The 11,767-nt window shown below is 46.6% G+C and carries 12 protein-coding genes; all 12 read right to left on the bottom strand.

Annotated features, from left to right (window positions below; genetic code table 11):
- Window positions 1-32: 32 nt before the first annotated feature.
- Window positions 33-632, bottom strand: coding sequence for a bifunctional phosphoribosyl-AMP cyclohydrolase/phosphoribosyl-ATP diphosphatase HisIE (hisIE, locus tag ACRD67_RS07400; protein WP_430966423.1), 600 nt, complete (start codon window positions 630-632; stop codon window positions 33-35).
- Window positions 633-1,095: 463 nt separating this feature from the next.
- Window positions 1,096-1,866: an imidazole glycerol phosphate synthase subunit HisF gene (gene hisF, locus ACRD67_RS07395; protein ID WP_430966422.1), complete on the bottom strand. Its 771-nt coding sequence runs from the start codon at window positions 1,864-1,866 to the stop codon at window positions 1,096-1,098.
- Window positions 1,867-2,007: 141 nt separating this feature from the next.
- Entirely contained in the window at window positions 2,008-2,526 is a 519-nt protein-coding gene (locus ACRD67_RS07390) for a DinB family protein (protein WP_430966421.1), read from the bottom strand.
- Window positions 2,523-3,299: a 1-(5-phosphoribosyl)-5-[(5-phosphoribosylamino)methylideneamino]imidazole-4-carboxamide isomerase gene (locus ACRD67_RS07385; RefSeq protein ID WP_430966420.1), complete on the bottom strand. Its 777-nt coding sequence runs from the start codon at window positions 3,297-3,299 to the stop codon at window positions 2,523-2,525. The genes ACRD67_RS07390 and ACRD67_RS07385 overlap by 4 nt, the downstream gene beginning before the upstream one ends.
- Window positions 3,300-3,309: 10 nt before the next feature.
- Window positions 3,310-3,726, bottom strand: a complete 417-nt coding sequence (locus ACRD67_RS07380) for a GNAT family N-acetyltransferase (protein WP_430966419.1) — start codon at window positions 3,724-3,726, stop codon at window positions 3,310-3,312.
- Between the two features lie 2 nt (window positions 3,727-3,728).
- The gene (gene hisH / locus ACRD67_RS07375) at window positions 3,729-4,310 is read right to left on the bottom strand and encodes an imidazole glycerol phosphate synthase subunit HisH (RefSeq protein ID WP_430966418.1); all 582 of its coding nucleotides are present in this window, start codon (window positions 4,308-4,310) and stop codon (window positions 3,729-3,731) included.
- A complete protein-coding gene (gene hisB, locus ACRD67_RS07370) occupies window positions 4,311-5,462 on the bottom strand; it encodes a bifunctional histidinol-phosphatase/imidazoleglycerol-phosphate dehydratase HisB (RefSeq protein ID WP_430966417.1) in 1,152 nt (383 codons plus the stop codon).
- Window positions 5,459-6,508, bottom strand: coding sequence for a histidinol-phosphate transaminase (hisC, locus tag ACRD67_RS07365; protein WP_430966416.1), 1,050 nt, complete (start codon window positions 6,506-6,508; stop codon window positions 5,459-5,461). The genes hisB and hisC overlap by 4 nt, the downstream gene beginning before the upstream one ends.
- Window position 6,509: 1 nt before the next feature.
- Window positions 6,510-7,814: a histidinol dehydrogenase gene (gene hisD / locus ACRD67_RS07360; protein WP_430966415.1), complete on the bottom strand. Its 1,305-nt coding sequence runs from the start codon at window positions 7,812-7,814 to the stop codon at window positions 6,510-6,512.
- Window positions 7,815-7,823: 9 nt separating this feature from the next.
- Window positions 7,824-8,681 carry an ATP phosphoribosyltransferase gene (hisG, locus tag ACRD67_RS07355; RefSeq protein WP_430966414.1) on the bottom strand — a complete coding sequence of 286 codons (858 nt, stop codon included), beginning with the start codon at window positions 8,679-8,681 and terminating at the stop codon, window positions 7,824-7,826.
- Between the two features lie 202 nt (window positions 8,682-8,883).
- Window positions 8,884-9,699: a prohibitin family protein gene (locus tag ACRD67_RS07350; protein ID WP_430966413.1), complete on the bottom strand. Its 816-nt coding sequence runs from the start codon at window positions 9,697-9,699 to the stop codon at window positions 8,884-8,886.
- A gap of 11 nt (window positions 9,700-9,710) precedes the next feature.
- Window positions 9,711-11,744: a VWA domain-containing protein gene (locus ACRD67_RS07345; RefSeq protein ID WP_430966412.1), complete on the bottom strand. Its 2,034-nt coding sequence runs from the start codon at window positions 11,742-11,744 to the stop codon at window positions 9,711-9,713.
- Between the last annotated feature and the right edge of the window lie 23 nt (window positions 11,745-11,767).

Below are 11,767 nucleotides of genomic sequence, written 5' to 3'. Positions count from 1 at the left end.
TTTAGAAAAAACTTAACGGTTTGCCAGCCGTGCTATTTGTGCCGTTGCCTCAAGATTTCCATAACGTCCTTCAAGGTATAGCCCTTGGCCTGAAGCAGCATGAGGTAATGGAACAACAGATCGGCGCTCTCATTGAGGAATAGCTCATCGTTATTGTCCTTGGCCTCTATGACCACCTCTACCGCTTCCTCCCCCACTTTTTGGGCTACCTTGTTAATACCCTTTTTGAAAAGGGAGGCCACATAGCTATTCTTCCGATCCGGGTCTTCCCTGCGTTCCTTGATCACCGCCTCCAAATGGGTCAGAAAACCAAAACTTTCCTCATTTTCCTCGTTCCAGCAAGTATCGCTCCCGGTATGACAGGTAGGCCCTTGGGGATTTACCGAGAGCAGCAAGGTATCCGCATCGCAATCGACCTTAACATCCACTAGATGCAAAAAATTACCGCTCTCTTCCCCTTTGGTCCATAGGCGCTGTTTGCTGCGGCTATAGAAAGTGACTTTTTGGCTCTCCTGTGTCTTTTTAAGGGCTTCCTGGTTCATATACCCTAACATCAATACCTTCTTGGTTTGGGCGTCCTGTACAATGGCCGGGGCCAGGCCGTCCGCGTTTTTGTCGAAATCTATTTTCATAATTGATGGTTTAAGGTTTAAAGTTCAAGGTTTCTCGTTTCTGGTTCACTGCCTGCTGTCTACTACCAACTGTCAGCATACACCGCAGCCTTGGCGTAGGTGTGCTCACTGCCTACTGCCCGATAAAACGCATCGTGCCTTACGCTAGGCGCCAAGCGCATTGCCCATTCATAATTCATAACTCAACATTTAACACCTAACACTGCTTACTGCCTACCGTCCACTATATCGGGCTGGAGATTCTTCGTTTCGCTACGCTTCACTCTGAATGACAAGATACTATGATTTGTCATTCCGAGCCTGCGAGGAATCCCTGGTTCAATAACCCGCCACTCATTGATAATTGTTTATTGGTTATTGTTCACTGTTTATTGGTTATTGTTTACCGCTTACTGTCTACTGCCAACTCTCAGCATACACCGCAGCCTTGGCGTAGGTGTGCTCACTGCCTACTGTTTACTGCCTACTGCTTACTGTTCATTGTCCGCATAGGTATTCCCTGCTTGCTCAGTTCCTCCTTGAGATCCCAAATCGCTATTTCCTTAAAATGGAATACGCTGGCGGCCAGGGCCGCATCTGCCTTACCGGCTGTAAAGGTATCCGCAAAATGTTGCATATTGCCTGCACCTCCCGATGCGATTATGGGAATGTTACGCTCTGTCGAAAGTTTGGCCAGGGCCTCGTTGGCAAATCCGTCCTTGGTGCCATCATGATCCATGGAGGTAAACAAGATCTCGCCGGCCCCTCGTTGTTCCACTTCCTCGGCCCATTGGAAAAGGTCCAGTTCTGTGGGCACCTTGCCCCCTATCAAGTGTACTTTCCATTCTCCCTTTATTTGTTTGGCGTCTATGGCCACCACGATACATTGGGAACCGAACTTGGCGACCAATTCATTGATCAAGCCAGGATTTTTTACCGCAGAGGAATTGATGGAAACCTTATCCGCTCCGTTCTGCAGGAGTACGTCCACATCGGCGACCGAGGAGATACCGCCCCCTACCGTGAAGGGAATGTTCACTTTTCCTGCCACGCGCAATACCAGGTCGGCCAAGGTTTTTCTACGCTCCTCCGTGGCCGAAATGTCCAGGAACACCAGTTCGTCGGCTCCCGTACGGGCATAGATTTCCGCAAGTTCTACGGGGTCTCCTGCATCACGCAGGTCCAAAAAGTTGATTCCCTTTACGGTACGTCCGTTCTTGATGTCCAAACAGGGAATGATTCGTTTTGTCAACATGGTTCGAAGTTTGATTTACGATTTTAGAATTACGAATTGTTTCTTTGATTTTTCCTCGCTGTATTGATTGAGGCTATGATTACTTGGTATTATTTCATTATCACTATACTTCTAACTTCGTAGTTCTAAATTCTAACTTTATTATTCATTTTTTACATCCAGATCCATCCCATTATAAAAGCCCAGGTCTTGTTCCTTCATCAGCTTGGTCCAAAAGGCGATCTGCCCGGTATGATAGGAATAGTGTTCTACCACATGGATTATGATTCCTATTCCGGACAAGGTAAACCCCTGTACCTCCCGTTTTCGCAACAACGCTTCCCTTGAGGTATTTTTTATCACCTCTTGGGCCTGTTGTACGGTAGCATCGAGTTTGGCCCATAGCTGCGCTTTGGTCCGTCCACTGTCCACAGAAAACTCTTTTCCCCTTTCCCGGGTGTCCTTGGTTCCCCCTAGGCTGGCAATGGCATATTGGGTGATATTGCCGCACAAATGCAGCATCAAATTTCCAATACTGTTGGATGCCTTGTTGGGCCTACGCCACATATCGGCCTCGTTCAACCGTTCCAGACTGATCTTGATCATACGGCTGCTTTCGTCCATACGGTATAGGGCCTGTTGTACAAATTCCTCTGCGATGTTGTCTTCCAATGGTTTCATTGTGCTAGGATAAATTGTTCCAATTGCTTTAAATTGATCTTGTTCTCATAGATTGCCTTGCCCAAAATGGTGCCCTCACAGCCCATCCGCGCCAGTTTTGGCAGTTCTTCATAGGCAGAGACCCCTCCGCTGGCGATGAGCTTAACCCCCAATACTTCCTTGTCTTCTACCCCACTGGGCCCTACCGTGGTCTCTATGGTGCTGGTTTTCTTCAATATTTTGGCGTACAGATCAAAGGAAGGGCCTTCCAGCATACCGTCCTTCCCTATATCGGTACAGATGACATACCGGATGCCCTTGGCCAGATACCCCTTGATAAACGGAATCAATCTTTCCTCGGATTCCTCGACCCAGCCGGAAACAGCTACCTTTTCGTTCAGCGCATCGGCGCCCAAAATAATCCTATCCGCCCCATAGGTCTGAAGCCATCCCTCAAAAGTGGTCCTGTCCTTCACCGCAATACTGCCGCCTGTAACCTGGTTGGCCCCACTCTCGAAGGCAATATGCAGATCCTCGTCCGTTTTGAGTCCCCCGCCAAAATCGATCTTTAAACTCGTATTGCCCGCAATCTGTTCCAGTATTTTGTGATTGACAATGTGGCTGGACTTGGCCCCGTCCAGGTCTACCAAATGCAGATGGGTAATGCCGTGGGCCTCAAATTGTTTGGCGACCTCCAAGGGATTTTCGTTATAGACCTTCTTGGTGGCATAATCCCCTTTGGAAAGCCTTACGCACTTGCCTTCAATGATATCTATTGCTGGTATGATCCGCATAGCGTATTTTTTACGTTCTTTTTCTTATCATCCAGGTTTCCGTGTCCTGTATCTCCCCAAAACCGAACCTTTGGTACAGCGCATGCGCATCGTTGGTCCGCAGACCAATGCCCTTCACCTGGTCCATCCCCGGATAATCCAAAATATGCTGTACGAGCGATTTCCCAATACCCATTCCTTGGTATCCATCAACCACAAATACATCCATGACCCAGGCAAATACCACATAATCGGTTACAAAGCGTGCAAATCCGATCTGCTTTCCCTCCGGGGTAAAGGCACCAAGGCATACCGAATGTTCCAGCGACCTTTCAACGCTTTCCAAGGTCCTGCCCTTGGCCCAATAGGAACGGTTGCACAGATAATCATGAATAAAATTAACATCCATTTTGGACCGGTCCGTAGATATGTCGTAGTTATTGTCCATCTCTATAAGTCCAAAAAGTTCTTTAAGATCTGGGCACCTGTGCCACTACTTTTCTCCGGGTGAAACTGCGTCCCATAAAAGTTGTCCTTACCTAAGGCGGCGCTATAGGTAAGCTCGTATTCGGACGCTGCAATGGTTTCCGCACAAAGTGGTGCATAAAAACTGTGTACAAGATAAATATGCGCTTTCTCCGGTATGGCATCAAAAAGTGGAGACCTCAGATTGGTAATCTCGTTCCAACCGATCTGTGGCACCTTCACCCTATCGGAAAATCTGACCACGTCCACATCAAATATGCCCAAACCCTTGGTATGGCCCTCTTCCGAGGCATTGCACATGAGTTGCATACCAAGGCATATGCCCAAAACAGGTTGCTTTAACTCGGGGATAAGTCGGTCCAAGGTGCTGTGCCTTAACTTTTCCATGGCGCTACTGGCTTCGCCCACACCGGGGAAAATCACTTTGTCCGCCGCTTGGATCTCAGCTGCGTCCTCACTGAGAACGGCCTCATAGCCCAAGCGTTTTATCGCGAATTTGATGCTTTGTATGTTTCCGGCACCGTAATTTATAATGGCAATCTTCATTTATAACACCCCTTTGGTTGATGGCAAGATCATTTTCTCCGTATCGCGTTTTACCGCCATTTTAATGGCCTTGGCAAAGGCCTTGAACACTGCTTCTATCTTATGGTGCTCGTTGGTGCCCTCTGCCTTAATGTTCAAGTTGGCCCTGGCACCATCGGTAAAGGACTTAAAGAAATGGTGGAACATTTCCGTGGGCATTTGCCCTATTTTTTCACGCTTGAATTCCGCTTCCCAAACCAACCAATTTCTTCCGCCAAAATCGATGGAGACCTGTGCAAGACAGTCGTCCATGGGTAAACAAAAGCCGTAGCGTTCCATCCCGAGCTTGTCGCCCAAGGTCTGGTGAAACACTTCACCCAGCGCAATGGCCGTATCCTCTATGGTATGGTGTTCATCCACTTCCAGATCACCCTTCACCTTTATTTCCAGGTCCATCTGCCCGTGGCGTGCCAATTGATCCAGCATATGATCAAAAAAGGCTAGGCCGGTATCGATATCACTTTTTCCGCTACCGTCCAGGTTTAACCGGATCAGTACGCCCGTTTCCTTGGTGGTCCGGTGTACCTCGGCAAAGCGCCGGTTTAATTTTAAAAAGGCATAAATTTCCTCCCAATCATTGCTTTCCAAGGCGATAAAGTCCTGTAATTGTGACTGGGCCACGGTAATCTCATCGGTTCCCAATTGGGTGTTATCATTGATAAAGATGCCCTTGGCACCTAAATTTTTGGCAAGCTCCATATCGGTAAGACGATCCCCGATTACAAAGGAGTTTTGCAAATCATAGGTGTCGGAGAAATAGTCTGTCAGCAAGGCCGTCCCCGGTTTTCGGGTCGGGGCGTTCTCATGGGGGAAGGTCCTGTCCAAAACCACCTTTTCAAAGGTGATGCCCTCGTTTTCCAAGGCCTTTAGCATAAAATTTTGCACGGGCCAGAAGGTCTCCTCCGGGAAGCTATCGGTCCCCAAGCCATCCTGATTGGTGATCATGACCAACTCGAACTCCAACTCCCTGGCTATTTTCCCCAAATAGCTAAATATCTTGGGGTAAAACTCGAGTTTCTCAAAGGAGTCGATCTGTTCGTCCCCGGGTTCCCTGATCAAGGTTCCATCCCGATCAATGAACAACACTTTTTTCTTGCTCGTTTCTGTTTTCATTCCAAAGATTTTAGCGTTGTTAACAGTTTTCTGTTCTCTTCCACGGTTCCTACGGTAAAACGCAGGGTGTTTTCACATAAGGGCTGCGACGATCTGTTCCTCACCACGATACCGCGTTCCAGCAATTGGCGATATCTGAAGTCTGCATCATCGACCTTGGCCAAAACAAAATTGGCGTCCGAAGGGAAGACTTTGTGCACATACGCCACATCAACCAATACTTTAGATAACATATCTTTTTCTGCTATTATCAAATTGATTTCATCATCAATTTCAATTTGTCTATGGAGTCTTTGGGCAGCTCGTTGCTGCGTAAGCTCGTTTACGTTATAGGGCGGCTTTATGGTGTTTAAAATCGATATAATTTCTACCGATGCCATACATATGCCCAAGCGTATCCCGGCCATACCGTAGGCCTTGGACAAGGTCTGTGTAACGATCAGGTTGGGATAGTTATCCAGTTTTTCGGCCCAACTCTTAGCTTGCGAAAAATCGATATAGGCCTCATCAATAATCACCAAACCAGGAAAGGTACGCAACAATTCCTCTACTTGCTGGTCGGAAAAACGATTGCCTGTCGGATTATTGGGTGAGCATATGAAGAGGAGTTTTGTACGGGCATCGACTACCTTTATTATACCAGGCAGATCGGGCTCGAATGTCTCGGTGAGCAACACCTCCCTGTTGGCCACATCATTGATACCGGCCAATACCTTGTACATCCCATAGGTAGGGGGAAGTGTCACAATGTTGTCCTGTTTTGGCTCGCAGAACGCCCTAAAAATAAGGTCCAACACCTCATCACTACCATTACCTAATAACAGTCTGTCCGTGCCCACACCATTCTTTTCTGCCAACATCGCTTTTAAGCTTCGCTGTTGCGGGTCGGGATAGCGGTTTACCCCATTCTCAAAGGGACTCTCGTTAGCATCGAGAAAGACCATGTTGGAACCATCGGAAACATACTCGTCCCTCGCAGAAGAATACGGGCTTAGGCCCCTTACGTTTTCCCTGACCAAATTTTGTATGTCGAAAGTTTTCCTCACCCTAGTTCTCTTTCTTTGTGACCTTAGACAACTCTTTTAACCTTATGCTAACTGCATTTTTATGCGCCTGTAGGCCTTCGGCCGCGGCCATGACCTCTATGGTGTTGCCAATATTCTGTATCCCATGCTTTGTAATCTTTTGAAAACTTATACTTTTCAAATAGCTATCGAGGTTCACTCCGCTATATTGCTTGGCATATCCATTGGTAGGCAATGTATGGTTGGTTCCGGAAGCATAGTCCCCTGCACTTTCCGGGGTATAATTCCCCACGAAAACAGATCCTGCATTTGCAATCCCATCTACGTAAAAATCTTCCTTGGCCGTACAGATGATAAAGTGCTCCGGGCCATAAGTGTTGATCAGCTCCAAGGCGGTTTCATCGTCTTCCATATAGATCAACTTGCTATTCGCTATCGCCTTTTGGGTGATTTCACGTCTCGGGAGTTCCGGTAACTGCCTTTGAACCTCCTTTTCCACCGCTGCGATTATCGCTTTGGAAGTAGATACCAGGATGACCTGACTATCGGGACCGTGCTCGGCCTGACTCAGTAGATCGGCCGCGACAAAGGACGCATTGGCCGTATCGTCGGCCATCACCAGCAGTTCACTGGGGCCTGCGGGCATATCGATGGCCACGCCAAACTTGGTGGCGATTTGCTTTGCCACGGTTACGTATTGGTTTCCGGGACCAAATATTTTATATACCTGAGGTACACTTTCAGTTCCAAAGGTCATGGCCGCAATGGCCTGTATACCCCCAACCTTATACATCTGCTCTACCTCGCATAGTTCTGCGGCATAGCGGATTGCCGGATGGATCTCCCCCTTGGCATCCGGGGGCGAGCAGAGTACAATCTGCCCACAACCAGCTATTTTGGCCGGGACGGCAAGCATTAATATCGTGGAAAACAATGGAGCCGTACCTCCGGGTATGTACAGCCCCACCTTTTGAATGGGCCTTTTTTCGGACCAGCACTGTACACCTGCTGTTGTTTCAACGGCTACCTTCGAGGTCCGTTGCGCCTTGTGGAAACGTTCTATATTTCCTTTGGCTGTCTCTATGGCCTCTCGTAAGGCCGCGGGCACCTTCTCCTTTGCTTTTGCAATCTCTTCAGCACTTACTTTAAGGTTGTCAAGCGATACCTTATCAAATGCTTTTGTGTACCGCTGCAGTGCCCTGTCCCCTTCTTGTTCCACGGCTGCGAATACCTGGTTGACCGTTGCCTCTATGTCGGCCACAGTTTGGGTAGGCCTGCTCAGCACCGTTTTCCAATCACCTTTATTTGGATTGTATATCTTTTTCATTTGTTAGGCTTAAAGCACCATTTTTTCTATGGGACATACCAGAATCCCCTCGGCACCGGCCGATTTTAGTTCATCGATGACCTCCCAGAACTTGTCCTTTTTGATTACTGTATGCACGGAACTCCATCCTTCCTCGGCCAAGGGAAGTACGGTGGGACTTCGCATCCCGGGCAGAATTTGGATAATGGTATCCAATTTTTCATTGGGCGCGTTCAAAAGTACGTATCTCGACTGTCTGGCCTGCAAGACCGAATTTATCCTGAATTGCAATTTTTGAAGCACTTCTTTTCCGGCTCCCGAAATTTTTGGGGATACCGCCAGCACGGCCTCACTGCTCAGCATTACCTCCACTTCCTTTAGATTGTTTTTGAACAAGGTGCTCCCACTGGATACAATATCACATATGGCATCGGCCAAGCCAATGTTCGGTGCAATTTCTACCGAGCCATTGATGATATGAAGATCGGCCGTTACCCCCCTATCTTTTAAAAAGTTCTTTACGGTATTGGGATAGGAGGTAGCAATGCGTTTTCCCTGCAAATCCGATATGGCCCTGTATTCTTTTGACTTGGGCATGGCCAAGGAGACCCGGCACTTCGAAAATCCCAATTTTTCCGCAATGGAAATGTCCTCCCCTTTTTCAATCAGTACGTTCTCCCCAATAATGGCTATGTCCACTACCCCATCCCTCAAATACTGCGGGATGTCCCCATTCCTGAGATAGAATACCTCCATCGGGAAATTCCGAGCGGCCGCCCTGAGTTGGTCCTTGCCGTTGTCTATTGAAATACCACAATCCTTTAATAGCTTTAGGGAGTCTTCATTGAGCCTCCCCGATTTTTGAATAGCAATCCTAATTTTTGTCATTGTTTTTTTATTGTGTCCAAAAAACCAAACAAGTATCAAAAACAAAAACCCGTTTGATTTCTCAAACGGGTTTAATATATCTTGTACTACTACAATACATTTTTACCTCGCCTGAGCGCAAGAGTAAAAATGATGATGTGTAGTATTATTTCTCATAAGTCCGGTAAAATTAGAATTTATTTTTAATCAAAAAAAATTTATTTTAATTATTGCCTAAAATTAGAGGCAGCCCGTCACCGCTGGAACCTACGATCACCACTTTGGAATTGGGGGATTGAGCCAACCTCAACGTAGCATCGATTCCTTTATCCTGGAGAATTTTATCCGTCAAAGATGCACTCAAAATTCTGTTGGCATCCGCTTTTCCTTGTGCTTCTATACGTACTTTTTCAGCTTCCTTTTGAGCGGTGACCAACCTGAATTCGTATTCCAGGGATTCTTGTTCCTGTTTTAATTTGCGCTCAATAGCTTCCTTGATCGTTGGAGGCAAGGTCACATCCCGCACCAATACTTCGTTCAACTGGATGTACTGTCCATCAACGATCTTCTTGGTTTCCTCATAAATTTCTGCCTGTATCGCATCTCTCTTACTCGAATAGAGTTGTTCTGGTGTATATCGACCCACAACGCTCCTCGCGGCAGATCTTATAGTAGGTAACAGTACCCTTTGCACATAGGCTTCTCCTTTTTCTTGGTGCAACTTACCGAGCGCCTCGCGCTTTGGCTCAAACCAGGCCGAAGCGTCCAATTTAATCTCCAATCCGTTGGAGGACAGCACTTGCATTTTTTCAAATACCTCCTGCTGCCGCACCTCGTATATAAACACCTTGTTCCATGGTGCAACAATATGGAAGCCTTCGCCCAGCGGCGGCTCATCGGTAACCACACCGTCACCAAAGGTCTTGTAGAGCACACCTGCTTCACCGGAGCCAATGGTTATGGCCGATTTTGAAATCAAAATAATAAATAGAATGATAATAACTATTGCGGGCAACGCAATTTTGGGTAATTTGTCCATTACTTTAGTTTTTAGATTAGTCCGTTATATTTTCTGATAAACCACTCGGCTGCAAGGGCCGCAATGATTACTCCCAAGAGGAATCGAAAATCTATCAAAGATACGACATTTTGCTTGCTTTTTTGCGTAGGCAAAAATTGATTGTTGTTTAATAAATCGGCAATCATGGTATCGGTTTCTTGTGGAAAGTACAGTTTACCTTTACTGCGTTGGGCCAGGCGGTCTAGCTTTTGATAATCACTGGATAGCAGTTGTTTTTCCACATCAAAATCGGAAATGGAAAAACTTCCGGATTTGCTCAGGTTCTCCTCGGCCACGACCACTGTAAAGGTATAACTTCCCGCTGGCAAATCGCTTAGATCTGCCTCGTAATAGGTGCCTTTCAACAACATGGGAACTTCCCTGGAAATCCCGTTCCCGATACCTTTTAGTCTCAGGGAGAGGGTGGCATTGGCATCAAAACCAAAGGCCTTGTCAAAATACGCGGCACTGACCTTGGCCTGGTTGGCCCCAGAATAGAGCGGTTCGTATTCCACGGTAAGTCGGCTCTTGGATGTATTGGTGGATAAATAGCGGATGATCCGACCGATCATATCGTCAAAATTTGAAAAGTGCTGTTCGTTCCTGTAGCTCTGTACCCTCCATTTCCAAAGGTGTTCACCAAAGAGTACCGCCTCCCTTTCCAGATCATTGCCAATGACCGCCAACAAGGGTTCGTCCAATTCAACACCCTTAATGCGTTGGTGCAAAAGAACTTCATGCGGGCGACTTATAATAATTTCACCGAGTATCCCCGTCAAAGGAGGGAAATCCGCAACGGAAAAATCCACATTGTTGAATACGGAAAATCCCGGATTGGGCACCGGGGTAATTTCTTCAACCTGGTTGTAACTGTTCTTTTCAAAACAGTTTTGGATCTGATTTAGAAAATTCCAGTCCGTTTTTGAACCCGTAATGGTAAAAGTATTCGCCTTTTTTTGGTCAATATAATCATATACTGCCTTGAAGGCCGCATTTGGTTGATATAGGATAAACAAATCCGTATCGTCCAAACCCTGTATCCCAGAAGTCACTTTCCGGATGGTAACGTTGCGCTGTTCATTGACTTCAATAGCCTTCTTTAAGGCGCCTATATCTGGGTGAAATACAGCGGTCATAATCGCTATATCAGTTTTCTCGTCAATAATCTCTACCGCCAAGTTCTTCTGGTTGTTTATCGTATTTCGCTCATTATCAATAGCTTCAACACTCACTCGAATATTTTTGACTCCTACGGTATTGGCCGTGAGCAAGGTATTGATTACCTTGGTACTGACCGTATTGGAGAGCGCAACATTTTCCCTAAAAACCCGCTTCCCGTCCACGGAAACGTTTACCCTTGTAGTAACACTTCCCTTGCCTTCATAGGACACATAGATTTCCAAAGGATACTTATTTTTCAGGAAGGCGTATTTGTTGGCATTGACCTGTCCTATCCTAAGGTCTTCGTACCGGGTAGTATCGCCAATGGCTACCGGGTAGATCGGAAACTTTTGATTTGTTCCGTAAAACTCATAGTCTTCCCCTAAGGTCTGATTGCCATCTGTCAACAGGAGTATGGAGGTATTGGAATGGCCATATAGTTGGGCTATTCCCTTCATAGCCTGAGCTATATTGGTATTTTGTTCGCTAAATGATAGGCTGTCCAAAAGGCCCAAGCGAGTCCCAAAACTGTGTTGTTTAAGATTGAATCGGTCGCCCAAGGGCGTACTTCCCTTGATATGGTCGATTACCTGATTCATATGTTCTTGCCCGTCCGAGGCCGTTATAGAAGAAGAATTGTCGGCCAAGAGCACTAGATTGGCCTTTTCCAATTCATAGGTGTTTTTGGTGAATTTTGGATTGATCAAAACCAAAAAAATACAGAAAAGTGCCAAAAATCTAAAAAAGGAGAGCATAATGCCAAGCCTTCCCCTTCTTTTGGTTTTGTGGTAATATTGGAACAATACCAAGGCCAGGGCCACTATTGCGGCTACTACGATCAACATTAGAGTTCCCGACTGCATAGGTATTCGTGTTCATTGATGGC

Origin of the sequence: Eudoraea algarum (genome assembly GCF_050589645.1) — a bacterium.
GTDB lineage: Bacteria > Bacteroidota > Bacteroidia > Flavobacteriales > Flavobacteriaceae > JBNGOQ01.
This window is presented reverse-complemented; position numbering and strand designations above follow the sequence as displayed.

Excerpts from the sequence above, each read along its gene's own strand:
- hisIE (WP_430966423.1), bottom strand. The coding sequence starts at position 632 with ATGAAAATAGATTTCGACAAAAACGCGGACGGCCTGGCCCCGGCCATT.
- hisF (WP_430966422.1), bottom strand. The coding sequence starts at position 1,866 with ATGTTGACAAAACGAATCATTCCCTGTTTGGACATCAAGAACGGACGT.
- ACRD67_RS07390 (WP_430966421.1), bottom strand. The coding sequence starts at position 2,526 with ATGAAACCATTGGAAGACAACATCGCAGAGGAATTTGTACAACAGGCC.
- ACRD67_RS07385 (WP_430966420.1), bottom strand. The coding sequence starts at position 3,299 with ATGCGGATCATACCAGCAATAGATATCATTGAAGGCAAGTGCGTAAGG.
- ACRD67_RS07380 (WP_430966419.1), bottom strand. The coding sequence starts at position 3,726 with ATGGACAATAACTACGACATATCTACGGACCGGTCCAAAATGGATGTT.
- hisH (WP_430966418.1), bottom strand. The coding sequence starts at position 4,310 with ATGAAGATTGCCATTATAAATTACGGTGCCGGAAACATACAAAGCATC.
- hisB (WP_430966417.1), bottom strand. The coding sequence starts at position 5,462 with ATGAAAACAGAAACGAGCAAGAAAAAAGTGTTGTTCATTGATCGGGAT.
- hisD (WP_430966415.1), bottom strand. The coding sequence starts at position 7,814 with ATGAAAAAGATATACAATCCAAATAAAGGTGATTGGAAAACGGTGCTG.
- hisG (WP_430966414.1), bottom strand. The coding sequence starts at position 8,681 with ATGACAAAAATTAGGATTGCTATTCAAAAATCGGGGAGGCTCAATGAA.
- ACRD67_RS07350 (WP_430966413.1), bottom strand. The coding sequence starts at position 9,699 with ATGGACAAATTACCCAAAATTGCGTTGCCCGCAATAGTTATTATCATT.
- ACRD67_RS07345 (WP_430966412.1), bottom strand. The coding sequence starts at position 11,744 with ATGCAGTCGGGAACTCTAATGTTGATCGTAGTAGCCGCAATAGTGGCC.